Source organism: Planctomycetota bacterium (assembly GCA_035574235.1).
In the GTDB taxonomy this organism is placed as follows: domain Bacteria; phylum Planctomycetota; class MHYJ01; order MHYJ01; family JACPRB01; genus DATLZA01.
This window is the reverse complement of the sequence record DATLZA010000078.1, coordinates 46,810-67,559: the sequence shown is the minus strand read 5'-3', so window position 1 is coordinate 67,559 and position 20,750 is coordinate 46,810. Positions and strand designations below refer to the sequence as shown.

Here is a 20,750-nt window from a genome sequence, read left to right as displayed (position 1 = left end):
CGTTCCGCGAAGAACAGAGGCGTGGGGCGCCCGCCGTAGCGTTCCGCGTAATGGCGGAACTCCTTCCAGAAGGAGGGGTCGCGGCGGGCCTTCGCGTAGGCGGCCTCGAGCTCCTCGAGGTTGGAGATGAGGGTGTCGGGGACGTAGCGGCCCCCGTAGGGTCCGAATTTTCCGCGGCGGTCGGGGTAGGGCCACTTCACGGCGGGTTACCGGAGACGGACCTTGATGCGGGTGCTCTGGCGGTGGGCCTCGCGGGCGGCGCGGATGAAGTCGCGGAGCCGCGCGGGGTCTTTGACGCCGGGGGCCTTTTCGGTGGCGGAGCAGGCGTCCACGCCGAAGGGGCGCACCCGGGCGACGAGGTCGCCGACGTTTTCGGGCGTGAGCCGGCCGGCCAGGATCACGCGGCCGTGGCGCTTGGCCAGGCGGGCCCAGTCGGGGTCGATGCGGGAGCGCCCCCCGGCGCCCTTGGGGACGTCGAGGAGGTAGGCGAAGGCGTCGTAGGCCTTGAGGCGCTCGAGGGAGTCCTCGCTGAAGGTATCGAAGGTCTTGATGACCTGGACGCCGAGCCGGCGGCAGTACTCGGGGGTTTCGCGGCCGTGGAGCTGGGCGATGCGGATGCCGGTGATCTCCAGAACGCGCCGGACCTCGTCGATCGGCTGGTCGAGGAAGACCCCGACGGGTTCGACGCCGCGGGGAAGCTGGCGCACGATCTCCTGCGCGGTCCGGGATTCGACGCGGCGGGGGCTGGGGGCGAAGATGAGGCCGATATAATCGGCTCCTTCCGCGGCGGCCAGGAGGGCGTCGGCGGCGCGGGTCACGCCGCAGATCTTGACCTTGAGCATGGGCAGGCGATTCTAAGACCCGTTCCCGCGGAACGCAAGCTCGGGGCGTCCCTGTGGACCGCGTACAGGAGCAGGTTCGCATCGATGATTTTCACTTCCGGAGGATCAGTTTTCGGACGATCTCGTCCTCCTCCAGCGCCGCGGCCAGGGCCGGGGCCTTGTCCGGCCGGAGCTCCGCCCGGCAGCCCATGCGGAAGGTTTTGAGGCGGTAGCGGCGCGGCGCGGGTTTCAGGAGCCCTTCGCGAACGGCCTGGTTGAGCGCGGCCTTGAACGAAAGGCCCCTCTCCTTCATCCTCTGGCGGAGCAACGCCGCCACGTCCGGATCCAGCGTCACGGACCGACGCGGCCGGGGGCGGTTTACGCGCCCGGCGGGCCTTTCCGGCGCAGCCAGTCCCGGAGCGCCGCTTCGCTCGATCGGAAGGCCAGGCGATCCCAGGGGATCTCCGCGGGACTCACCCACCGCGCGTCGCAGGCGTCGTCGTCCGGACGGAGCGCCCCGCCCACGACGCGGGCCTGGTAGACCACGACGACGATCGATCCCCCGTAGAAGCTGTCCGGATAGGAATAGGTTCCCAGATGCGGGCCGAGCTCCACCTCGAGGCCCGTCTCCTCGCGCGTTTCCCGGAGCGCGGCCTCCTCGGCCGTCTCGTCCACCTCCATGAAGCCGCAGGGGAAGCTCCAGAAGCCGCGGCGCGGGTCGATTGCGCGCTGGACGAGCACCACCCTCCCGTCCTTCTCCGCGATCGTGCCGCAGGCCACCTTGGGATCCAGGTAGTGGACGAACCCGCAGGCGGTGCAGACGGGCCGCTCGCGCCGGTCCTGGGGCGGCACCGCGCGGCGCATCGGGGCGCCGCAGAGCGCGCAGAACCGGGGATCCCGGAGGGCCGCCATCAGCGTGACGCTTCCGCCAGCGCCTCGAGCGTGCGGCGCGCGGCCCCTTCGTCGATCGCCCGGGCCGCCCGCTGCGCGCCCTCGCGCGGATCGGCCGCCCGCCCCGCCGCCACGAGCGCGACCGCCGCGTTCAGGAGCACGACGTCCCGGTGCGGCCCCCGCGTTCCCCCCAGCACCTCCCGCGCGATCCGGGCGTTGTCCGCGGGCGATCCGCCCGCCAGATCCGAAAGCCGCGCCCGGGGAACCCCGATCGCTTCCGGCCCGATCGAGAACTCCGCGATCCGGCCGTCGCGCCATTCCACGGCCCGGTTGTCTCCCGTCGTCGAAAGCTCGTCGAGCCCGTCGTGTCCGTGAAACGTCACCGCCGCCCGGGCTCCGAGCGCCCGCAGGACCTCCGCGAAGGGGCGGCACAGCGCCGGCGAGAAAAGGCCGACGATCTGGACGTTCGCGCCCGCCGGGTTGCAGAGCGGCCCCAGAAGATTGAAGATCGTCCGGAATCCGAGTTCCTTGCGCACCGGCGCCGCGTGGCGCATCGCCGGGTGGAACTGCGGGGCATGGAGATAGGCGATGCCGATCTCCCGGAGCATCTTTTCGAGCCGTTCCCGGGGCGGGTCGATCCGGACTCCCAGCGCCTCGAGCACGTCCGCGCTTCCGCAGGCGGAACTGGCCGCGCGATTGCCGTGCTTGGCCACGCGCACCCCGCAGGCCGCCACGACGATCGCCGTGATCGTGGAGATGTTGAAAGTCCCCCGGGCGTCCCCTCCCGTGCCGCAGGTGTCCAGGATCACCCCGTCCCCGGCGTCCACCCGCACCATCCGCGCCCGCATCGCCCGCGCGCCGCCCGCGATTTCCTCGACGGTTTCGCCCTTGATCCGCAGCGCCGTCAGGAACGCCGCGATCTGCGCGGGCGTCGCCTGGCCGTCCATGATCTCGCCGATCGCCGCGGCCGCCTCGTCGGCCGTGAGGGACTCGCCGGCGCACAGCCGCGGGAGAAGCTCTTTCAGCATGATCGGGCATTCTACATCTATTTTGCTTGCCCCGCAAAACAGGGGCGAGTATCTATAACCGCCGTCCCATGCCCGACGCGTTCCGCCCGCTGGACGAATACGAAGCCGAGGAGTTCCTCCGCAGCCCCAAAACCCGCCGGATGCTGCGCCGGATCGACGCCCTGGAGTCGGAACTGGCGGCGCTCCAGGAATTCGAGCATCACCCCCTCTACCGCAAGGCGGTCCGCTTCGGGGCCTACGTCCAGCGCGTGGCCCGTCTCTGCCGCCCCCGCCGCCGCAAGCGGGACCCCAAGCCCGTGGACGAGCTGGTCCTGAACGCGTATCTCGCCGGCGCGGGCATCGCCGCCGGAGTGGGCCGCCTGGACGACGCCGAGCTGGGCTTTTCGATCGCCTACCTCAAGCGCGCGCTGCGTTCCACCCACAAGGCGCTTCAGGCCCTGCACGAGGTGCGCGAACGGGGACTCCTTCCCGAAAAGGCGCTGCGGAACGTCACCCGCCGCCTCGTCTCCCTGCGGGACGACGTCGTGGCCGAAGTCATGGCGCTGCGGGCCCTCTGGCGCGACAAATTCGCCCACTGAGCCGCCCGTTTCCGCATTCCGGCTTGACATCGCCGCGAAAGGCGCGCCATAATCCTCGCCGTCATGGCCCGAAAAACGCGAAAAAAGGCCCTGCCGCCCGCGGACGCCTCCGGGGACGGCGACGGAGAACGCCCGGCCCGCGCGGCCCGGAAGGGACGCGCCCCCTCCGGAAAGCCCGTCGTCATCGTCGAATCCCCCGCCAAGGCGCGGACCATCAACAAGATCCTCGGCTCCGGCTACGTGGTGAAGGCCTGCATGGGACACGTGCGGGATCTTCCGGAGCGGGCCTTCGGGATCGACGTCGAAAAGGACTTCGAGCCCACCTACCAGACGATCCGGGGGAAGGGCAAGATCCTCACGGAGCTCCGGCAGGCCACCCGGAGCGCGCCTTCCGTCTTCCTGGCGCCGGACCCGGATCGCGAGGGGGAAGCCATCGCCTGGCACCTGATCGAGGCGCTCAAGATCCCCGAAGAAAAGGCCAAGCGCGTCACCTTCAACGAAATCACCCGGCGCGGCGTGCTCGAGGCCTTCCGCCGGCCGGGCTCGATTTCGATGCACCGGGTCAACGCCCAGCAGGCCCGGCGCTTTCTCGACCGCATCGTGGGCTACAAGCTCTCTCCGCTCCTGTGGCGCAAAGTGGGCCGGGGGCTCTCCGCCGGACGCGTGCAGTCCGTGGCCGTGCGGCTCATCGTCGAGCGCGAGCGGGAGATCCAGGCTTTCAAGCCCGAGGAATACTGGACGGTCACGGCCCGCCTCGACAAGGACGGCGCCGCCTTCACGGCCGCCCTCGTCAGGCTCGACGGCAAGGAGATCGGGCTCGCCAGCGAATCCACGGACAAGCGCCCCCTCGTGCCGATTTCCAACGAAGCCTCGGCGCGGGCGCTGGTCGAGGAGCTCCGCGGAGTCCCCTACGAGGTCGTCTCGGTCCAGTCGCGCGCGCGGTCGGAGCCCCCGCCGCCGCCCTTCACGACCAGCCTCCTTCAGCAGCAGGCTTCCATCAAGCTGCGCTTCTCCGCCAAGCGGACCATGATGGTGGCCCAGCAGCTCTACGAGGGCGTGGAGCTGGGGGACGAAGGCTCCGTGGGCCTGATCACGTACATGCGGACGGACTCGTTCCGTGTGGCCGACGAAGCGCTGGCGGAGGTGCGCGACCTCATCGGCAAACGCTTCGGCGGATCTTATCTTCCCGAAAAACCGATCCTGCGCGCCCGCCGCAAGGGGATGCAGGAGGCCCACGAGGCGATCCGGCCCACGTACGTCCACCGCACCCCGGAGGACCTCAAGCCGTACCTCACGGAGGACCAGTTCCGCCTCTACCGGCTCATCTGGCGGCGATTCGTCGCCTCGCAGATGAAGCCCGCGGAGTACCTCCTGACCGAGGCGGAAATCCGCGCGGGCCGGGCGACCTTCGTGGCCAAGGGGCGCGAGCTCAAGTTCGACGGCTTCACCCAGGTGTGGGGCCATGCCCTCCGGAAGGACGATCAGATCCTGCCGCCGCTGGCGGCGGGGGACCGCCCGCGCCTAGTCGAGCTTCTCCCGGAACAGCACTTCACCGAGCCGCCCCCGCGGTACACGGAGGCGTCCCTCGTCAAGACCCTCGAACGCTACGGCATCGGCCGTCCCAGCACCTACGCGCCGATCCTCTCGACCATCCAGGAACGCGGCTACGTGCGGCTCGAAGACCGCAAGCTCTTCCCCACCGAGCTCGGAATCCTCATCAACGACAAGCTCGTCAAGCACTTCAACGACATCATGAACACGGGCTTCACCGCCCGGATGGAGAAGGACCTGGACCGGATCGAGGAGGGCAAGGAGCGCTGGGTGGACGTGTTGCGGCGCTTTTACGACGCCTTCATCGGCGACCTCGACCGGGCCAAGGAGGAGATGGAGAGCGAAAAGGGGCAGGAAGCGGCCGGGGTGGTCTGCGACAAATGCGGCCGCCCCATGCTGGTGCGCTGGAACCGGTACGGGCGGTTCCTGGGCTGCTCCGGCTTTCCCGAGTGCCGCGGGATCAAGCATCTGCCGTCCGAGGAGGCCAAGAACGAAAAGTGCGACCAGTGCGGCGCGCCCATGGTGATCAAGTCCGGCCGGCTGGGCCGCTTTCTGGCCTGCACGCGCTACCCGGACTGCCGCGGGACCAAGTCCCTCCCGCGCGGCAACAAGCGCGTGGAGATCCCCAAGGACTGGAAGGAAGACTGCGACAAATGCGGCCGGCCGCTGCGCATCCGCTACGGCCGCCGCGGCGGATTCATCGCCTGCACCGGTTACCCCGAGTGCAAAAACACGCGCCGCTTCCCCCGCGAGTGGTTCAAGGACGTGCGCCCGCCCGGCGAAGAAGCTCCCGTTTCGGGCGAGGGGGCCGCCCCGGAGGAGGCCGAGGAATCCGACGGGGCCGAGTCCGCGGAATGATCCGCGCCGTCTTCGTCACCGGCACCGACACGGGGGTCGGGAAAACCGTCGTCTCCGCGGGCCTGGCCGCCGCGTGGGCCCGCCGCGGCGCCGACGTGGGCGTCTTCAAGCCCTTCGCCACCGGAGCCGTCCGCCGCGGCCGGCGGTGGGTCTCCGAGGACGCCGAACTTCTTCTGCGGGCGTCCGGCGCCGGCGATCCGCCGGAGCTGGTTACCCCCGCCCTCTATCGGCCGCCCTTGGCCCCCAGCGAGGCGGCGCGTCTCGAGCGGCGGCCCGTCGATCTCGACGCGGTCGCGCGCGCCTGGCGGCTGCTTCGCCGCCGCCATGAGCGGCTCGTCGTCGAGGGCGTCGGGGGGATCCTGGTGCCCGTCCGGCCCCGTCTGCCCGTGGCCCGATGGGCCGCCCGGTTCAAGCTGCCGGTCCTCGTCGTCACCCGCCCGACTCTCGGCACGATCAACCACACGGCCCTCACCGTCCTGGCCGCCCGCGCGTACGGCCTGCACGTCCTGGGGCTGGTTCTCAACTACCACGCCCCCTTCCGGAAAGGGCTGGCGGAGCGGCTCAATCCGCGGGCGCTCGAGGAGGAAACCGGACGGCCCGTCCTGGCCACGATCCCGTACCTCGGCGGAGACGTGGCCCGGGCGCTCCGGCATTCCGAATTCGACCGGCTGGCGCGGCGGCTGGAGGACGCATGAGCGCGCTCCTTTGGGCGGCTGTCCTGGCGCTCCAGGAGGAGCCTCTGCCGGCCGACGAGCGGGCGCTCGAAAGGCGCGCCGCGGAACTCGAGGTGCGCCTCGAGCGGCTCGAGGATCGGATCCGGGAGGCGGTGGATCGGGGGGACGTGGAAGCCGCGCGGCGCCATAACGAGGAGTACCGCCGCACCGAGGAGCGGCTCGAAGCCCTCCGGCGGCGTCTGGAAGAGGTCCGCGGCCGCCGGCCGCCCGCGAGCGTCTGGTACGAGGACCTGGCCGTGGAGCTTCACGCCCGACTTACGCATTGGGATGGGGATCTCGAGCTCGAAGACGGCGCCGGGTGGGGCGCGGCGCTCTACGTGCGCAACGCCTTCTTCGCCGAGGTTCGCCGCTGGGAGACCGAGGACGAGCGGTCCGGCGAAGAGGCGACCGTGCAGGCGTACCTGGCGGGATTCCGCTACGATTTCGGGCTGGACGACCCGGCCGTGCGCCCCTCGGTGCGGATGGGGGCCGGCGCGATCCGTTTCGCCTCCGAAGCTCCGGGCGCGGAGGGGGATACGGGTCCGCTTTTTTCCTTCCAGGCCGCCTGGACGTTCCGGCTTTCCCCCTGGGCGCGCCTGCACGCGGCGGGGGAGGCGGACCTTCTGCGGAGCGACTTCAACGGCGACCGGACCCGCACCCACCACGATTTCTCGCTCCGGCTCTCCATCGAAATCGGCTTTTAGCCGATCTAATCGGTAAGGGGTCGAGGTTGGAGAATCGGCGATGATGTCGTTCGTCCTGGCGCTGGCCCTTTCCGCTCCGCTCCGGGCGGACGCTCCCCTTCCCACGGCGCTCTCCCAGGAGCCCGGGCAGGACTCCGCCGAATCGGGGCGGGAGTGGACGATGATGGAATACGTGACCGCCCACAGCCTGTTCGACCTGGGCGTCCTTTACACGGCGTGGGACGCGGATCTCGACCTCGAAAACGATCTCGGCTTCTACGTGCGCTACGGGCTCGGGATCGGGCGCGGGTTTTCGCTGAGCGTGACCTACCGGCACTACGATTACGACAATTCGGACGTTCCCGGCCCCGGCGAGGAGCACGTTCTCATCCGGGGATTGTTCGGCGGCCTGGGGCTGCGCCTCGATCTCACGCAGGAGCTGTCGTTCGCGGCGGCCGTGTCGGTCGGGGCGATCCGTTGGGAGAGCCACGGCCTGGACCTTTCGGACGACACGGGGCCGGCCTTCTCGGCCGAGGGGGCGCTGTCCTTTCAGCTTCACGAGGCGCTTCGGATCCGGGCGGGGGCGTCGCTGGACGGCGCCTCGACCGAATTCCGCGGCGGGCGGCGGGAGAGCGTGCTCGGGTTATCCGGGATGTTCGGGCTCGAGCTCCTCTGGTGAGCCCGCGCGGCGCGGGGCCCCTTCGATCGCGAGCGTGAATTCCCCCCGCGGCGCTTCGCGGCGGTAGCGTTCGAGGGCGCCCGAAACGGTCGTCCGCCATACCTCTTCATGCACCTTCGTGAGTTCCCGGCAGACTGTCAGGCGGCGGTCCCCCAGGACCTCGAGAATATCCTGAAGAGTTTCGACGACGCGATGGGGGGCTTCGAAGAGGAAGAGGGGAACGTCGAGGGCCGCCAGCGCGGCCAGGGCTTTCCGCCGCCGGCCGGGCCGCCGAGGAAGAAAGCCCGCGAAATGGAAGGAGTCGGCGGGGAAGCCCGAGACGCTGGCCGCGGCCGCGAGGGCCGAGGGGCCGGGAACGGGAACCACGCGCACGCCTTCCTGCAGGGCGGCTTCGACGAGGCGCGCCCCGGGGTCGCTGACGCCGGGGGTTCCGCTTTCGGTCACGAGGACGAGATTTTCCCCGCGCCGGAGGCGTTCGAGGATCTCCTGGAGCCGCCGGGGCGGGCTGTGCTGGAAGTAGGCGAGGGCGGGCTTCCGCAGGCCGCAGCGGCCCAGGAGCTTGAGGGTCGTCCGGGTGTCTTCGCTCACGACCGCGTCGCATTCCGCGAGGATCCGCCGGCCGCGCTCCGAGAGATCTTCGAGGTTTCCGATGGGAGTTCCGAGGACGTAGAGCATCGTGGCCGCATTGTACCCGGCGGCGGGCCGAAAGGGCGCGGTTGTCGGCGCCGGGGCGGCCGGGTATTCTGGGGGCGCGATGGACGGCATTCTTCTCGTGGACAAGCCCGCGGGGAAGACGTCGCACGACGTCGTGCAGGAGATCCGCCGCGCGCGGGGGGAGCGCCGCGTGGGTCACGCGGGGACGCTCGATCCGATGGCCACAGGGCTTCTCGTCGTGGGGCTCGGGAAGGCGGTGCGGCTTCTCGAATTCCTCCAGGATCTCGAGAAGACGTACGAATTCGCCGTGGAGCTGGGGGTCCGGACGGAGACGGACGACGCGGAGGGGGCGCGCGTCGGGACGGGACCGGTCCCTTCGCGGGAGGAGCTGGAGCGCGCGGCCGCGCGCTTCGTGGGGGAGATCGCCCAGAAACCGCCGCGCTACGCGGCCGTGAAGGTGCGGGGCCGGAAGCTGTACGAATATGCGCGGGAGGGCCGGGCGGTGGAGGCGCCGGAACGGCGCGTGCGGGTGGCGGAGCTGGCGCTTCTTTCGTACGACCCGCCGCGGGCGCGTTTCCGGGTGCGCGGCTCCAAGGGCCTCTACGTGCGGTCGCTGGCGCGCGATCTGGGGGGGCACGTGGTGGAGCTGCGGCGCACGGCGATCGGGCCGTTCCGGGTGGAGGATGCGGGGCCGGAGCTCCTGCCGCCGGACGCGGCGGTGCTGCATCTTCCCGAGGCGCGCCTCTCCACGGAAGAGGCGGGCCGGTTCGCCGCGGGGCGTCCCGTGGAGCGGGAGGGAGCGGGCCGGGTGCGCGTCTATTGCGGGCCGCGGTTCCTCGGCGTGGGGGAGGTTCGGGAAGGTCTGCTTCAGCCGCGCAAGGTGCTGGGGGCGTGACGGCGCCTCATCCCTCGAGAGGCTGGATCGTGACGCCCCGCTCGGACAGGTACTTGAGGGCTTTCTCGATGTTGCGGGCCGGCCCGATGAGTTCCACGTCGAGCCAGGCGCCTTTCTCGCTGATCCGGCCGCGCATCATGTTGTAGGTGACGTTGAAGTCCTGGGCGAGCTTGGTCATGATGGGCTCGCCCACGATCTTCTGAGGAAAGGTCATCTTGTAACGGGCGGATTTGCGCGATTCCCGGGCGGCCATGGCTAATGTCTACCTCCGGCCGCGGGGACCTGTCAAGCAGGATCAGCGGACGATTCGCACGCCGAATCCCGCCCGGGGCCGCCACCGATAGTAGTGATAGCTGAAGCCGATGCCCGGCCCGCAGTACCAGGAATGGGGCCACCAGGGGTCGTAATAATAGTACGAGCGGTAGTACACGGGCCGCTCCACGTAGACCACCTCGGGCTCCTTGGTTTCCCGGGCGATCATCTTCTGGACGACGGCGTCGGAGGCGCCCGCCTTCTTGAGCGCCACGATGTCGTCCGCCGAAAGCGGCCGCGCGCCCCGCTGCTCGACGAGCTCCAGGATCACCGCTTCCGACACTCCGGCCGCCGCCAGGCGCTCGACTTCGTCCCGCGTGAGGGGAGGGCCCGCCGGAACGGCGGCCGGTTCCCGATAGACCTCGGTGTAACAGCCGGCCAGCGCCAGGGCCGCCAGCGCCAGCGTTTTCCGGATCATGAAAGCATGATAGAGGAGCCCGGCGAGCGAAGTCAACCCGCGTTCTTGCTGGCGGTCGGGGGTCGTTTCTGGTGGAATGGCGCGGCCGATGGGTGAACTCCTGCGCGCCGAGCGGCTGACGCGCCGCTACGTCATGGGCGAAACGGTCGTGACCGCGCTCGATTCGGTCAGCGCTTCGTTCGAGGAGGGGGAGATCGTCGCGGTCGTCGGCCGCTCGGGCAGCGGAAAGTCCACGCTCCTTCACCTGATCGGGGGCCTCGACCGGCCCACGTCGGGGGAAATCCGCTTCCGCGGCCGTCCGCTCGGGGATCTTTCCGGGGAGGAACGCGCGCGGTACCGGCGGTCGTCGGTGGGGTTCGTCTTCCAGTTCTTCAATCTCGTGCCCACGCTGACGGCGGTTCAGAACGTGGAGCTGCCGCTCGTCTGGGCGGGGGTCGCCCCGCGGGAGCGGCGCCGCCGGGCGGAGGAGCTGCTCGAGCGCGTGGGGCTTTCGGCGCGGCGGGAACACCGGCCCGGGCAGCTTTCGGGCGGGGAGCAGCAGCGTGTGGCGGTGGCGCGGGCCCTGGCGAACGACCCGCCGCTTCTTTTGGCCGACGAGCCCACCGGCAACCTCGATTCCCGCACCGCGGGGGAACTGATGGATCTCTTCCGGAGCCTGGAGGGGAAGACGATCCTTTTCGTGACGCACGACGCCGCGCTGGCGGGTTCCATCGCGCGGCGGATTCTGGAACTGCGGGACGGCCGCCTGGTGCGCGATGAGGCTCGCTGACGCGCTGGGGATGTCCTGGACGAACCTGCGGCGCCGGCGGGGCCGGACGGCGCTCACGTCCGCCGGAGTGGTCGTGGGCGTGGCGGCGCTCGTCCTCATGGTGTCGCTCGGGCTCGGGCTGGAACGCGAGGTGCGGCGCCTTTTCGAGAGCGAGGAGCAGCTGCGGACGCTTCACGTGACGCGCGCGTCGGCCGAACGGGGGGGCCGTCCGAGGGTCCGCATGCCCTTCGCCATGGGGGCGCAGCTCCTGCCGATCACGGAAGAGGAGATCCGGGAGATGGCGGCCCTGCCGGGAGTGGCCTCGGCCGCGCCGGATCTCGACTTCTTCCTCGGATGCGCGATCGAGGCGGAGGGGCGGTCGCGGTCGCTGCCTCTGGCGCCGGTGGGAGGCGTTTTTCCGGAGGAGGAAGCCGCCTACCGCGAGGCGCTGGTGGCGGGGGCGCTCTGGACGGAGCCGTCCGCGCGGGCCTGTCTTTTGCCCGCGCCGCTGGTGGAGGGAGAGCTGGGGCTGGAACCGGCGGCCGCGGTCGGGGCGCGCGTCACGTTCCGCAGGCCCGGCGGCGAGGGCGAGGGGGAGGCTCCGCTGGAGTTTTCCTGCGCCGGCGTTTTCGATCCGTCGGCGATCGGCCTGAGAGGCCGGCGGATCGTGCTTCCGGCCGCGGCGGCCGCGGCGCTGCGGGAGGCCACGCGGGGAGGGCTTCTCTCCTGGGTCCCGTACAAGAAGGGAACGCACGCCGCCGCGGTCGTCCGCGCGAAGGATCCGCGCCAGGCCGAGGAGGTGGCCCGCCGGCTGCGCCACGCGGGCTACGAGGTCTTCAGCGCCGCCGACATGATCCGCATGGTCGGCGTCGTTTTTCTCGTCGTGGAAGGATTCATGGCGGCGGTCGGCGCCGTCGGGCTCATCGTTTCGCTCTTCGGGATCGCCAACACCATGGCCATGGCCGTCCTTGAGCGGACCCGCGAGATTGGTATCATGAAGGCGTTGGGCGCCCGGGACCGCGACATCGGCCGGCTTTTCCTCCTGGAGGCGGGCGGAATCGGTCTTCTCGGAGGTCTTCTCGGGATCGCCGCGGGGGCGCTGGCGGGGCGGATTTTCAACGCGATCGCCCGCCGCGTCTTCGACCTGCCGACGGAGACGGATCTCTTTTATCTTTCGCCCGGTCTGGCCGCGGGGGCCCTGATGTTTTCCGTGTTCGTCAGCGTGGCGGCGGGGTTCGTTCCGGCGCGGCGGGCGGCGCGCCTCGAACCCGTGGCCGCCCTGAGGTACGAATGAGAACGCTGGGTCTTTGCGTGCTCCTGGCCGGGGCGGCGCAGGAAGCCGCTTCCGGCAACGGTTCCGCGCCGGGGCTCATCGTCGAGCGGACCGTGCACGCCGTTCACATCGATCTTCTGGGCCGGCGGCGGGAGTACCGGCGGGTCGAGACCGTGCGCCTGCGGGGAAACGACCTTGCGATCGAGGATCGCACGTTCGCCCAGCGTCTGATCATCCGTCCCGACCGGCGGACGATCGTGAAGATCGACCTGGCCGCGGGCGAGTACTCGGAGTACACCTTCGACGAGGTCGAAGCCGTCCGGAAGGCCGCCCTCGACGGGATCCAGGCGTGCCGGGACCGGGTACCGGGCACGGCGGAGGAGCGCGAGCTGGCGGCGCTTTTGGAGGGGTTCGACCGTTACGCCGAGCCGCCGCGCGTGGAGGTGCGCGCGCGGGACGGGCGGCGGGAAGTGATCCTCAACGGCGACCGCGTGCGCGTTTCGGTCGAAGGCGAACCCGCCGTCCGGGACGCCCAGGGGTACTGGGAGGCGCTCGCCGCGGCGGGGGCGTTTCCTCCGGAAGCGCTTCCGCGGCTTCGGGAGCTGGGAGGGTTTCCCTCCCGGGCCACGGTGCGGTACGTTCTTTTCCTCGAGCGGGTCGTCGAGCAGTTCGAGGTATCGTCGGCGCGGAGCGGCCCGGTCGCCCCTGAGGAGTTCGACGTTCCCCCCGGATTGAAGAAGGTGCCCCTGCGGGGGTTCGAACCGGCCGCCGAGCGCCGGCCGCCGAAGCCCGCCCGCTTTCAGCGCAGCTTCAAGGAAGACGAGGCGGAGCGCCCGCCGGAGAAGAAGGATTCGCCGTGACCCCCCGGCAGTTCGAGGTGCTCCGGTTCATCGAGGACTACGCGGCCCGGAAGGGCTGTTCGCCCACCCTTCAGGAGATGGCCGACCATCTCCGGCTGAGCAAGGTCACGGTGCTGGGACATCTGCGGCGTCTGGAGAAATCCCGGCACATCCGCCGCGGGTATTACCGCCGCCGGGGGATCGAGGTGCTCATTCCTTCGCGGCGGCTGCCGGTCGTCGGGCGGATCGCGGCCGGACGCCCCGTGGAGGCGATCGCCCAGCCGGAGGAGCTCGACCTGGCGGGTCTTCTGCGCCGGGGCCGTGAGTATTTCGCCCTCCAGGTGCGCGGGGACTCGATGATCGGGGATCACATCTGCGACGGCGACTTCGTGATCGTCGAGCGCCGGTCGGACGTGCGCGACGGCGAAATGGTGGTGGCGCTTCTGGACGGCCGGGAGGCCACGCTCAAGCGTTACTACCGGGAGGGGCGGGGCGTGCGGCTTCAGCCTTCGAATCCTTCGGTGGATCCGCTTTTCGTCGATCGTCCCGAACGCCTGAAGATCCAAGGGGTCGTGGTCGGGGTGCTCCGCAGGATGTGAGGATGGTTCGCGCGCATCTTTTCGTTTCGGGGCGGGTGCAGGGCGTTTTCTACCGGGCCACGTGCCGCGAGGAGGCGCAGGCGCGGGGGCTGTCGGGCTGGGTGCGCAATCTCCCGGACGGTCGGGTGGAGGCGGTGTTTCAGGGCCCGCGCGAGGCGGTGGACGGGATGATCCGCTGGTGCGCCCAGGGCCCGCCGCGGGCGCAGGTGTCGAAGATCGAGCTTTCCTGGGAGGATCCGGAGCCCGGCCTCGAGGGGTTCCGGATCGTCTAGCGTTCGTCCGGCGGCGGCGGGCGCTCAGGGACTCGCCTTCGCGGGTGGAGAGGCGGACCGCGCGCATCGCACGCCGAGCGTCGGGAGCCGTCGCGCGAGCGGAAGCTCCCGCCGCGTCCACGTGGTGCATCCCTCCAGGCCGGACTGCCAGTCCCCGCCCCGAACCACGCGGGACTCCGGAACGACCTCGCCGGGCGTGGCCGTCCATTCCGCCAGATGCCCCGCCATGTCCTGGCAGCCGAAGGGGCTCCGGTCGCGCGGATTGGGCCCGCGCGCGCCCCCGCAGGAAGCCCGCGAAGGGTCCGCCGCCTCGCCCCAGGGGAAAAGTCGCCCGCCCGCCGCCGCCTCCCATTCCTCCTCCGTGGGAAGACGCTTGCCCTGCTTGAGACACCAGGCCGCCGCGTCGAGATACGAATACCCTTGCGCGCGGGCCGGCGCTTCGAAACGATCGATCCAGAACTCCTCCAGCGCCACGGGGCGCCGGCCGAGCCTGGGATCTCCCATCATGTACACCCCCGCGGGGATCCGGATCATGTCGCCGGGCGCGTCTTCCGGCGCCGGCGAGGCCGCCCAGAGGGCCGCGCCCGCCAGGGCCGCCGCGCCGGCCAGAAGCGCCGCCGCCCGGGGCCGCCGTCCGGCCGTCTCCCGGGAGAAAGCCGCCCGCCGCTCCAGAGCGTCCGCCGCCTCCAGGGCCGACGGGCGCGCCTCCGGATCCTTCTCCAGACAGCGACGGATCAGCTCCCCGAGTCCCGGGTCGAGTCCCGGCGCCTCCGGAGCCGGATCGTGGAGCACCCGCGCGGAAAGCTCCAGGAACGATTCCGCCTCGTAGGGAAGCCGCCCCGTCACCAGCTCGAAGAGAATCGCCCCGAGGGCGTAAACGTCCGCCTTCGGGCCCGCTTCGTGCGCGCGGCCGGCGATCTGCTCCGGAGCCATGTACGCGGGCGTGCCCAGAAGCTCGCCCGTCTCGGTCAGGCGCACGTCGTCTTCCGCCCGCGCGGTTCCGAAATCGGTGACGACGGGGCCTCCGGCACAGAGAAGAATGTTCTCCGGCTTGAGGTCGCGGTGCACCACCCCGGCGGCGTGGGCATGCGCCACCGCGCGGGCCACCGGGGCCAGAAGCGCGGCGGCGCGCTCGGGAGCCAGAGGGCTCCGGAGCGGCGCTCCTTCGAGAAGCGGCATCGTGTAGTAGGGGCGTCCCTCGTGCTCGCCGGCCTCGAAGATCCGCACGATGTGGGGATGCTCCAGGCGCGCGGCCAGGCGGGCTTCGCGCAAAAAACGCTCCCGTGCCGCCGGGCCCGGTTCGGGATCGCGCAGCGTCTTGAGCGCCACCACGCGGCCCAGTTCGCGGTCGAGCGCCCGGTACACCGCCCCGGCGCCGCCCCGGCCGATCTCCTCCAGAAGTTCGTAGCGACCGAATTCGCGCTTCATGACGCCGAAAAGGGGCCGCCGGGCGGCCCCGGAACCTAGCGGTGAAGGCGTCCGATCGCCCAGCCCACCAGCTTCGGGAGGGCGAAAATGACGCAGTCCACCGTGACCTCGAAGAGGCGCTTGACGGCCTTCTTCATGGAGGTCCTCCTCCTCGGAAAGGCATCGCCTTCCAGGAAGCGATGCCGGGCTTCCGCCCCGGCACCGCCCCCCGAGGAGCGGAGCCGCCCTGGCGGCGGTGCCGGCGCTCCGCGAGGGAACGCCGGCGTCGAAAACGGAAAAGAACGGGAGGGCTACCGCCCCCGCGGGGGCCGGGTCAGGCCGCCCGCCAGATCCCGGATCGAAAGCGCCCGCTCCAGGCGCAGCATGTGCCGGGCCCGGGCCTCGTCGATCGGCCCTTCCGTCCGGCCGGCGACGATCTCCACGACCACCCGGCGGACCGGCACCGGCTCGGGGCCGCAGTAGAGCTTTCCGGATTTGACGCTCCACATCGCGCTCTCGTCCTCCGCTTGGGCGTGGCCGGATGCCGCGAGAACTCGACCGAGAAAACGAAAGCGTCGAGTCTTCGTCCGGGCGCCGCACTTCGGATGGGAAAGGAGGTTCGGTTCCATGCGGTGGACGCTCCTGGCGGCGCTTCTCCTGGGCGGGCCCTCCGAGGAGCCCGAGGTCTGGATTTTCTTTTCGCCCGATTCGCCGGACGGGGCGGCGCTCTTCCGGGATCTCGGGGGCCGGCGCGCGCGGCCGGTCCTGCTCGCGGAACGCTACTTCGGCGCGCGCGAACCTTCGGCCGGGTTTCTTTCCACGGCGGCCGCGGCGGGCGAGGTGCGCGTGGTGGATCCCGAAGGACTCCGGCAGGCCGAGCGCCTGGGGCTGCGCGAGCTTCCGGCGGTGGCGGTGCGGCGCGGCGGGCGGATCCACGTGGCCTGCGGGACCGCGGCGCCGGTCGGGGAGCTTCTGCGGTGCGGGCGGTGATCGCGTTCCTGGCGCTCGGGCCCGGGGCGGGGCGCTTTTTCGAGGGCCGGGAGGTCGATTTCTGGGGAACGAAGGCGCGGCCGGCCGCGGGCGCCGTCGAGGATCTCTGGACGGATTCCGCCGCGCCCGCCCCCGTGCGGCGGCTCCTCGAGGATCCCAGCCCCGAGAACGCCCGTGCCTACGTGGACTGGCAGCGCCGGCGCCTGGAGCGGCTGCGGCGGGCGGTGGCCGCGGTCGAAGCGCTGCGCGAGCGGGCGGCGATCCTCTACTTCGCGCGGCCCGGCTGCCGGTTCTGCGCGCTCCAGGAGCGGGAGCTTGCGGGGCTGTTGGTGGAGCGGGTGCCTGAAGGGTCGCCGCTCTGGGAGGAGTACGCCGTTTCGGTGACGCCCACGATGGTGGTCGGCGGGCGGATCTTCCGGGGGCTTACGCCGCGGGAGGCGCTCGTCCGGGAGCTGGAACGTGATTAGTCTGCTGGCGCTCGGGGTTCTCTGGCCGCAGGATCTCCTCGAGCGCGAAAAGACGTGGCGGCGCCGGCTGGGGCCGGACGTGGAGTACTCGGACGTGAAGCCCCGGCGCGCGGCGGTCGAGGTCTCCGTGGGTCCGGACTTCGCCTGCGACCGGTTCGACGTGAAGGCGAGCTTTCGGAGTCTCTTCGACCGCAACGTCCGGGAGGAGTTCCTGGGGGGGACCCTGAAGGCGCTTCAGGCGGAGCTGGCGGGCTCGGCGCTGGTGCTGGCCTGCTACGCCTCGCCCACGGTGTGCGACGCGATCAAGCACTACCGGGTGACGGCGCAGACGATGCTGGGGTCGGAGCTGGACGCCTGCCGGGCGCTGGAGCAGTCGCTGGAGGAAGTGGAGCGGCGCTCGCGGGCCCGCGCCATCAAGGAATGCCTCGAGGAGAAGGCGGCGCAGGGGGTGCCGCTCGACCGCGCGCGGGAGGAATGCCGGCGGCCGGCGCGGGTGCGGGGGCTGGACGGGCGGCCGGTGGAGGAAATCGATCTTCTCAAGGAGCTGGGGCTTCCGGACCGGCTGGTGCCCCCCTTTTCGATCGGCGCGGGGACGATGCGGGCGGAATCGCGGGCCACGGCGGTGGTCGAGGCGTTCGAAGCGCGCCGCCGGGAGCGGCTGGAGCTTTGGGAACGGGCCGTGCGGGATCCCGGGAGGGCTCCGCTGGATGGTCTGGGGCCGGTGTCGCGCGCGGAGGTGGAGCGCGTGGCGGCGCTCGATCCGGGCGTGCGGCAGGCGGTGCTGCGGAGCCTGGCGTCCGCGGCGGCGCTGGCGGATCTGGTGCGGGAAGCGCACGAGGCGGAGCGGGCGCTCGAGGGGGCGGAGCTTCTGGCGGCGCCGGAGCTGCGGGCGGAGCTGGAGCGCCGACGGGCGCAGCTGCGTCATGAGATCGGGCGTCTGCTGGAGACGTTCGAAGCGGAACGGCGGTTCCACCAGGCGGTGGCGGAGGCGCTGGCGGCGGCGGACGCGGAGACGGCCGGCCGCGCGGCGGAGCGCCTGGCGGCGCGGCGGGCGGAGGAGATCCGCCGCGCCGCCGAGCGGGAGACGCGCCCCTGGGGATGCGACGTCAAGCGCGAGGGGGCCGGTGGGCGGGCCCGGTGAGCAGGAGGCCGGCGATCGCCCGGACCTGGAGGCTTCGCCGGAGGATTATCGGATCGAGGAGATCGACGAGCTTCTGCGATGTCCCTGTCCGCGGTGTGCCGGCGCGCGGTTCGAGCCCTTCGAGGATTGACGGTCGTGCTCGTCGGAGGCGCGGGTTCGTGCGCGCCTCGTGCGGCCGTTCCGGAGCCGCCGGCGGCGTGGCGGCTGGTGGACGAGGAGGGTCCGTCGGGGCGGCGGCTGTTTCTCGAGCCGGACGTGCCGGAGCGGCCCCTGCTCGAGATCCGGATTCTGCGCGCGGCGGCGTCCGTGGGGGAAGAGGTGGAGGCCGAGATTCGGGCGGTGGGGCTCGAGGGGCGGCGGACCGTCGAGGTGCGTCCCAGCCGGCCGGGGGTGCGTCTCCTGGGGTCGAGCCGGTTCGTGCTGGAGGGGGAGCGGCCCGTGCGCGTCCGCTTCACGTCCGACGAGGCGGGGCCCGGAGGGATCGCGGTACAGCTTCTGGAGTAACCGGTTCCGTCAGGCGCCGTTCAGGGTTCGGTGGATGGCCAGGACTTGGCGGAGCAGGTCCGGCAGATCGGCCAGCCGCAGCATGTTGGGGCCGTCGCTTGGGGCGCGGTCGGGGTCCTCGTGGACTTCGAGGAAGAGCCCGTCGGCGCCGGCGGCCACTCCCGCGCGGGCGAGGACGGGGATCATTTCCCGCATGCCTCCGGAGGCGTTGCCGCGGCCGCCGGGCTGCTGAACGGCGTGGCCGGCGTCCATGAGGACGGGGCGGCCGAAGGATTTCATGATGGGGATGGCCCGCATGTCTACGACCAGGTGGCCGTAGCCGAACGTGGTGCCGCGCTCGGTGAGATAGATGTCGGAATTTCCGGTGGACAGGGCCTTCTCGAGGATGTTGCGCATGGACCAGGGATCCATGAACTGGCCCTTTTTGATGTTGACGGCGCGGCCGGTCCCGGCGGCGGCCAGGACGAGATCCGTCTGCCGGCACAGGAACGCGGGAATCTGGAGGATGTCCACGACGCGGGCGGCCTCGCGGGCCTCCTCGGGGGAGTGGACGTCGGTGAGCACGCGCAGCCCGAGCTTCTCCTTGACGCGTTCGAGGATCCGGAGACCTTCCGGGAGGCCGGGGCCGCGGTAGGTTTTCCCCGAGGTGCGGTTGGCCTTGTCGTAGGAGCTCTTGTAGACGCAGTCCACGCCGAGGTCGCGGCAGATGTCGGCGATCGCGGAAGCATGCCGGAGGGCGTGCTCTTCGGACTCGATGACGCAGGGGCCGCCCACGAAGAGGAAGCCGCGCGGAGGAGGGGTCACGGGTCAGGTACCCTCGATGAGGTCGTTGATCTGGCGGAACGTGTGGCCGAGCTTGTCGCGTTTGGCCCGCAGGTATCGGCGGTTGTGTTCGTTGGGGGGGATTTCGATGGGGAGCTGTTCGACGATCTCGAGCCCGTAGCCGGCGATCGAGTGGACCTTCTTGGGATTGTTGGTGAGCAGGCGCATCTTGCGGACGCCGAGGTCGTAGAGGATCTGGGCCCCGGTGCCGTACTCGCGCAGATCCGCCGGCAGGCCGAGCCGGGCGTTGGCCTCGACGGTGTCGTGGCCTTCGTCCTGGAGGTGGTAGGCGCGCAGCTTGTTGATGAGCCCGATGCCGCGCCCCTCCTGGCGGATGTAGAGGAGGACGCCCCGTCCGGCGCGCTCGATCATGCCGAGGGCGGCTTCGAGCTGTTCGCCGCATTCGCAGCGGAGCGAATGGAACACATCGCCAGTGAGGCACTCGGAGTGAACCCGGACGAGGACGGGTTCCGTCTGGACGACGGTTTCGCCGTCCTTTTCCTCCCCGACGTCCCCCTTGCAGAGGGCGACGTGGAGGTAATCGTCCACGCGGGACTTGTAGAGGTGCAGGCGGAAGTCGCCGAACCGGGTGGGCATGCGGACGGCGACGATGCGCTCGATGAGGCGTTCCTTGCGGCGGCGGTACTCGATGAGCTGCGCGATGGTGGCGACCTTGAGCCCGTGACGGCGGGCGAACGCGAGGAGGTCGGGGAGGCGGGCCATGGTGCCGTCGTCGTTCATGATTTCGCAGATGACGCCGGCGGGCTTGAGCCCGGCCAGGCGCGCCAGATCCACGGACCCCTCGGTGTGGCCGGCGCGCACGAGGACGCCCCCTTCTCGGGCGCGGATGGGGTAGACATGGCCGGGCCGCACGAGGTCGGCGGGCGCGCAGCGGTCGTCGACGGCGGTGAGAATGGTGCGGGCGCGGTCGTGGGCGGAGATTCCGGTGGTGATCCCCTGCGCGGCGTCGATCGTGACGGTGAAGGCGGTGCCGAACTTGGAGGAATTCTGCGGCGCCATGGGGGGAAGGTCCAGGGCGGCGCACTTTTCCGGGGTCAGGGTCAGGCAGATGAGGCCGCGTCCATGGCGGGCCATGAAATTGACGGCCTCCGGGGTGACCTTCTCGGCGGCCATGACGAGGTCGCCCTCGTTTTCGCGGGATTCGTCGTCCACGAGGATGACCATGCGGCCGGCGCGGATGTCCTCGAGGACCTCGGGGATGGAGGCGAAATCGGCCATGGAAACGTGATCCTAACCGAACCCCCGGGGGGAGTCAATCGGCGGTCCCCGCCGGACTACCGGGGGCGGACGTCGAGCTGAAGCTGGACCTGGCCGCCGCGGGCGCGCGCGCGGGCCAGCCGCAGCGCGTCCTGGGCCGCGGCCGTGTCGGCGACCCGTCCCTGAAGCCGCACGACGCCGTCCACGCAGTAGGCCACGACCTCGGCAAATCGGGGATCCTTGCGGAGCTCCCAGTTGATGGAGCGGGCGACCTCCTGGTCCGCTCCCGCGCGGGCGCCGGCCGTGGCCGGGGCGGAGCAGGCGGCCATCGCCAGCAGAAGCAGCGCCGGAAGGCCGATCCGACCCGTCATGTCCCACCCCGTTCCCGT

29 protein-coding genes are annotated in these 20,750 nt (G+C 71.1%); 16 read left to right on the top strand and 13 right to left on the bottom strand.

All coding sequences use genetic code 11. The annotated features are described in order from the left end of the window. The 5 genes from VNO22_06955 to trpD form a co-directional block, all read right to left on the bottom strand. Window positions 1–200, bottom strand: a 200-nt coding sequence (locus VNO22_06955; protein ID HXG61091.1) for a tryptophan synthase subunit beta, incomplete at its 3' end; no start/stop codon positions are given. A 6-nt stretch (window positions 201–206) separates the two neighbouring features. Further along, complete coding sequence (locus VNO22_06950; protein ID HXG61090.1) at window positions 207–842, bottom strand: phosphoribosylanthranilate isomerase; 636 nt, start codon at window positions 840–842, stop codon at window positions 207–209. A 91-nt stretch (window positions 843–933) separates the two neighbouring features. Continuing rightward, window positions 934–1,176, bottom strand: coding sequence for an antitoxin (locus VNO22_06945; GenBank protein HXG61089.1), 243 nt, complete (start codon window positions 1,174–1,176; stop codon window positions 934–936). 23 nt (window positions 1,177–1,199) lie between these two features. Further along, complete coding sequence (locus VNO22_06940; GenBank protein ID HXG61088.1) at window positions 1,200–1,733, bottom strand: NUDIX hydrolase; 534 nt, start codon at window positions 1,731–1,733, stop codon at window positions 1,200–1,202. After that, window positions 1,733–2,740, bottom strand: coding sequence for an anthranilate phosphoribosyltransferase (trpD, locus tag VNO22_06935; protein ID HXG61087.1), 1,008 nt, complete (start codon window positions 2,738–2,740; stop codon window positions 1,733–1,735). Before trpD ends, VNO22_06940 begins: the two co-directional genes overlap by 1 nt. A 68-nt stretch (window positions 2,741–2,808) precedes the next feature. Here trpD and VNO22_06930 point away from each other — a divergent pair, with 68 nt between their 5' ends. The 5 genes from VNO22_06930 (at window position 2,809) to VNO22_06910 (ending at window position 7,802) form a co-directional block, all read left to right on the top strand. Further along, window positions 2,809–3,318: a hypothetical protein gene (locus VNO22_06930; protein ID HXG61086.1), complete on the top strand. Its 510-nt coding sequence runs from the start codon at window positions 2,809–2,811 to the stop codon at window positions 3,316–3,318. Between the two features lie 63 nt (window positions 3,319–3,381). Further along, on the top strand, window positions 3,382–5,727 hold the full coding sequence (gene topA, locus VNO22_06925) for a type I DNA topoisomerase (GenBank protein HXG61085.1): 2,346 nt from the start codon (window positions 3,382–3,384) through the stop codon (window positions 5,725–5,727). Continuing rightward, window positions 5,724–6,422 (top strand): dethiobiotin synthase, encoded by a 699-nt coding sequence (bioD, locus tag VNO22_06920; GenBank protein ID HXG61084.1) that lies wholly within the window; start codon window positions 5,724–5,726, stop codon window positions 6,420–6,422. The genes topA and bioD overlap by 4 nt, the downstream gene beginning before the upstream one ends. Beyond that, window positions 6,419–7,144, top strand: a complete 726-nt coding sequence (locus VNO22_06915) for a hypothetical protein (GenBank protein ID HXG61083.1) — start codon at window positions 6,419–6,421, stop codon at window positions 7,142–7,144. The genes bioD and VNO22_06915 overlap by 4 nt, the downstream gene beginning before the upstream one ends. 40 nt (window positions 7,145–7,184) lie before the next feature. Next, window positions 7,185–7,802, top strand: coding sequence for a hypothetical protein (locus tag VNO22_06910; protein ID HXG61082.1), 618 nt, complete (start codon window positions 7,185–7,187; stop codon window positions 7,800–7,802). Here the strand turns inward: VNO22_06910 and rsmI are convergent. Further along, window positions 7,767–8,477 carry a 16S rRNA (cytidine(1402)-2'-O)-methyltransferase gene (gene rsmI / locus VNO22_06905; GenBank protein HXG61081.1) on the bottom strand — a complete coding sequence of 237 codons (711 nt, stop codon included), beginning with the start codon at window positions 8,475–8,477 and terminating at the stop codon, window positions 7,767–7,769. The genes VNO22_06910 and rsmI overlap by 36 nt on opposite strands. Before the next feature lie 79 nt (window positions 8,478–8,556). Here rsmI and truB point away from each other — a divergent pair, with 79 nt between their 5' ends. After that, complete coding sequence (truB, locus tag VNO22_06900; GenBank protein HXG61080.1) at window positions 8,557–9,351, top strand: tRNA pseudouridine(55) synthase TruB; 795 nt, start codon at window positions 8,557–8,559, stop codon at window positions 9,349–9,351. Between the two features lie 7 nt (window positions 9,352–9,358). Here truB and VNO22_06895 read toward each other — a convergent pair whose 3' ends face one another. Together VNO22_06895 and VNO22_06890 are read right to left on the bottom strand one after the other, a co-directional pair. Beyond that, entirely contained in the window at window positions 9,359–9,604 is a 246-nt protein-coding gene (locus VNO22_06895; GenBank protein ID HXG61079.1) for an NIL domain-containing protein, read from the bottom strand. A gap of 42 nt (window positions 9,605–9,646) precedes the next feature. Next, on the bottom strand, window positions 9,647–10,081 hold the full coding sequence (locus VNO22_06890; protein ID HXG61078.1) for a hypothetical protein: 435 nt from the start codon (window positions 10,079–10,081) through the stop codon (window positions 9,647–9,649). Window positions 10,082–10,169: 88 nt separating this feature from the next. Here VNO22_06890 and VNO22_06885 point away from each other — a divergent pair, with 88 nt between their 5' ends. Genes VNO22_06885 through VNO22_06865 form a run of 5 tightly spaced genes read left to right on the top strand, consistent with a single transcriptional unit; the run spans window position 10,170 to window position 13,812 of the window. Continuing rightward, a complete protein-coding gene (locus VNO22_06885) occupies window positions 10,170–10,850 on the top strand; it encodes an ABC transporter ATP-binding protein (GenBank protein HXG61077.1) in 681 nt (226 codons plus the stop codon). Beyond that, window positions 10,837–12,123 (top strand): ABC transporter permease, encoded by a 1,287-nt coding sequence (locus tag VNO22_06880; protein HXG61076.1) that lies wholly within the window; start codon window positions 10,837–10,839, stop codon window positions 12,121–12,123. Before VNO22_06885 ends, VNO22_06880 begins: the two co-directional genes overlap by 14 nt. Beyond that, a complete protein-coding gene (locus VNO22_06875; protein ID HXG61075.1) occupies window positions 12,120–12,962 on the top strand; it encodes a hypothetical protein in 843 nt (280 codons plus the stop codon). Before VNO22_06880 ends, VNO22_06875 begins: the two co-directional genes overlap by 4 nt. After that, window positions 12,959–13,540 (top strand): transcriptional repressor LexA, encoded by a 582-nt coding sequence (lexA, locus tag VNO22_06870; GenBank protein HXG61074.1) that lies wholly within the window; start codon window positions 12,959–12,961, stop codon window positions 13,538–13,540. The genes VNO22_06875 and lexA overlap by 4 nt, the downstream gene beginning before the upstream one ends. Before the next feature lie 2 nt (window positions 13,541–13,542). Further along, window positions 13,543–13,812, top strand: coding sequence for an acylphosphatase (locus VNO22_06865; GenBank protein HXG61073.1), 270 nt, complete (start codon window positions 13,543–13,545; stop codon window positions 13,810–13,812). Window positions 13,813–13,836: 24 nt separating this feature from the next. Here the strand turns inward: VNO22_06865 and VNO22_06860 are convergent, their stop codons facing one another. Next, window positions 13,837–15,240, bottom strand: a complete 1,404-nt coding sequence (locus VNO22_06860; protein HXG61072.1) for a bifunctional serine/threonine-protein kinase/formylglycine-generating enzyme family protein — start codon at window positions 15,238–15,240, stop codon at window positions 13,837–13,839. A 290-nt stretch (window positions 15,241–15,530) separates the two neighbouring features. After that, a complete protein-coding gene (locus VNO22_06855) occupies window positions 15,531–15,728 on the bottom strand; it encodes a hypothetical protein (GenBank protein HXG61071.1) in 198 nt (65 codons plus the stop codon). Window positions 15,729–15,846: 118 nt separating this feature from the next. Here VNO22_06855 and VNO22_06850 point away from each other — a divergent pair, with 118 nt between their 5' ends. The 5 genes from VNO22_06850 to VNO22_06830 are packed head-to-tail and all read left to right on the top strand — an operon-like array spanning window position 15,847 to window position 18,321. Beyond that, window positions 15,847–16,209 (top strand): hypothetical protein, encoded by a 363-nt coding sequence (locus VNO22_06850; protein HXG61070.1) that lies wholly within the window; start codon window positions 15,847–15,849, stop codon window positions 16,207–16,209. Further along, window positions 16,197–16,676, top strand: a complete 480-nt coding sequence (locus VNO22_06845; protein ID HXG61069.1) for a hypothetical protein — start codon at window positions 16,197–16,199, stop codon at window positions 16,674–16,676. Before VNO22_06850 ends, VNO22_06845 begins: the two co-directional genes overlap by 13 nt. Then, window positions 16,669–17,817, top strand: a complete 1,149-nt coding sequence (locus tag VNO22_06840) for a hypothetical protein (GenBank protein ID HXG61068.1) — start codon at window positions 16,669–16,671, stop codon at window positions 17,815–17,817. Before VNO22_06845 ends, VNO22_06840 begins: the two co-directional genes overlap by 8 nt. Beyond that, window positions 17,801–17,947 (top strand): hypothetical protein, encoded by a 147-nt coding sequence (locus VNO22_06835; protein ID HXG61067.1) that lies wholly within the window; start codon window positions 17,801–17,803, stop codon window positions 17,945–17,947. The genes VNO22_06840 and VNO22_06835 overlap by 17 nt, the downstream gene beginning before the upstream one ends. 5 nt (window positions 17,948–17,952) lie before the next feature. Next, a complete protein-coding gene (locus tag VNO22_06830; GenBank protein HXG61066.1) occupies window positions 17,953–18,321 on the top strand; it encodes a hypothetical protein in 369 nt (122 codons plus the stop codon). Window positions 18,322–18,330: 9 nt separating this feature from the next. Here the strand turns inward: VNO22_06830 and kdsA are convergent, their stop codons facing one another. Genes kdsA through VNO22_06815 form a run of 3 tightly spaced genes read right to left on the bottom strand, consistent with a single transcriptional unit; the run spans window position 18,331 to window position 20,732 of the window. Then, on the bottom strand, window positions 18,331–19,125 hold the full coding sequence (gene kdsA / locus VNO22_06825) for a 3-deoxy-8-phosphooctulonate synthase (protein HXG61065.1): 795 nt from the start codon (window positions 19,123–19,125) through the stop codon (window positions 18,331–18,333). 3 nt (window positions 19,126–19,128) lie between these two features. Continuing rightward, window positions 19,129–20,382, bottom strand: a complete 1,254-nt coding sequence (locus tag VNO22_06820) for a bifunctional 3,4-dihydroxy-2-butanone-4-phosphate synthase/GTP cyclohydrolase II (protein ID HXG61064.1) — start codon at window positions 20,380–20,382, stop codon at window positions 19,129–19,131. Window positions 20,383–20,438: 56 nt separating this feature from the next. Next, window positions 20,439–20,732 (bottom strand): hypothetical protein, encoded by a 294-nt coding sequence (locus VNO22_06815; GenBank protein ID HXG61063.1) that lies wholly within the window; start codon window positions 20,730–20,732, stop codon window positions 20,439–20,441. Window positions 20,733–20,750 lie beyond the last annotated feature (18 nt).

What these genes read in the sequence shown, in the direction of transcription:
- VNO22_06950 (HXG61090.1), bottom strand. Translation starts at nt 842, where the DNA reads ATGCTCAAGGTCAAGATCTGCGGCGTGACCCGCGCCGCCGACGCCCTC.
- VNO22_06940 (HXG61088.1), bottom strand. Translation starts at nt 1,733, where the DNA reads ATGGCGGCCCTCCGGGATCCCCGGTTCTGCGCGCTCTGCGGCGCCCCG.
- trpD (HXG61087.1), bottom strand. Translation starts at nt 2,740, where the DNA reads ATGCTGAAAGAGCTTCTCCCGCGGCTGTGCGCCGGCGAGTCCCTCACG.
- VNO22_06930 (HXG61086.1), top strand. Translation starts at nt 2,809, where the DNA reads ATGCCCGACGCGTTCCGCCCGCTGGACGAATACGAAGCCGAGGAGTTC.
- topA (HXG61085.1), top strand. Translation starts at nt 3,382, where the DNA reads ATGGCCCGAAAAACGCGAAAAAAGGCCCTGCCGCCCGCGGACGCCTCC.
- bioD (HXG61084.1), top strand. Translation starts at nt 5,724, where the DNA reads ATGATCCGCGCCGTCTTCGTCACCGGCACCGACACGGGGGTCGGGAAA.
- VNO22_06915 (HXG61083.1), top strand. Translation starts at nt 6,419, where the DNA reads ATGAGCGCGCTCCTTTGGGCGGCTGTCCTGGCGCTCCAGGAGGAGCCT.
- VNO22_06910 (HXG61082.1), top strand. Translation starts at nt 7,185, where the DNA reads ATGATGTCGTTCGTCCTGGCGCTGGCCCTTTCCGCTCCGCTCCGGGCG.
- rsmI (HXG61081.1), bottom strand. Translation starts at nt 8,477, where the DNA reads ATGCTCTACGTCCTCGGAACTCCCATCGGAAACCTCGAAGATCTCTCG.
- truB (HXG61080.1), top strand. Translation starts at nt 8,557, where the DNA reads ATGGACGGCATTCTTCTCGTGGACAAGCCCGCGGGGAAGACGTCGCAC.
- VNO22_06895 (HXG61079.1), bottom strand. Translation starts at nt 9,604, where the DNA reads ATGGCCGCCCGGGAATCGCGCAAATCCGCCCGTTACAAGATGACCTTT.
- VNO22_06890 (HXG61078.1), bottom strand. Translation starts at nt 10,081, where the DNA reads ATGATCCGGAAAACGCTGGCGCTGGCGGCCCTGGCGCTGGCCGGCTGT.
- VNO22_06885 (HXG61077.1), top strand. Translation starts at nt 10,170, where the DNA reads ATGGGTGAACTCCTGCGCGCCGAGCGGCTGACGCGCCGCTACGTCATG.
- VNO22_06880 (HXG61076.1), top strand. Translation starts at nt 10,837, where the DNA reads ATGAGGCTCGCTGACGCGCTGGGGATGTCCTGGACGAACCTGCGGCGC.
- VNO22_06875 (HXG61075.1), top strand. Translation starts at nt 12,120, where the DNA reads ATGAGAACGCTGGGTCTTTGCGTGCTCCTGGCCGGGGCGGCGCAGGAA.
- VNO22_06865 (HXG61073.1), top strand. Translation starts at nt 13,543, where the DNA reads ATGGTTCGCGCGCATCTTTTCGTTTCGGGGCGGGTGCAGGGCGTTTTC.
- VNO22_06860 (HXG61072.1), bottom strand. Translation starts at nt 15,240, where the DNA reads ATGAAGCGCGAATTCGGTCGCTACGAACTTCTGGAGGAGATCGGCCGG.
- VNO22_06855 (HXG61071.1), bottom strand. Translation starts at nt 15,728, where the DNA reads ATGTGGAGCGTCAAATCCGGAAAGCTCTACTGCGGCCCCGAGCCGGTG.
- VNO22_06850 (HXG61070.1), top strand. Translation starts at nt 15,847, where the DNA reads ATGCGGTGGACGCTCCTGGCGGCGCTTCTCCTGGGCGGGCCCTCCGAG.
- VNO22_06820 (HXG61064.1), bottom strand. Translation starts at nt 20,382, where the DNA reads ATGGCCGATTTCGCCTCCATCCCCGAGGTCCTCGAGGACATCCGCGCC.
- VNO22_06815 (HXG61063.1), bottom strand. Translation starts at nt 20,732, where the DNA reads ATGACGGGTCGGATCGGCCTTCCGGCGCTGCTTCTGCTGGCGATGGCC.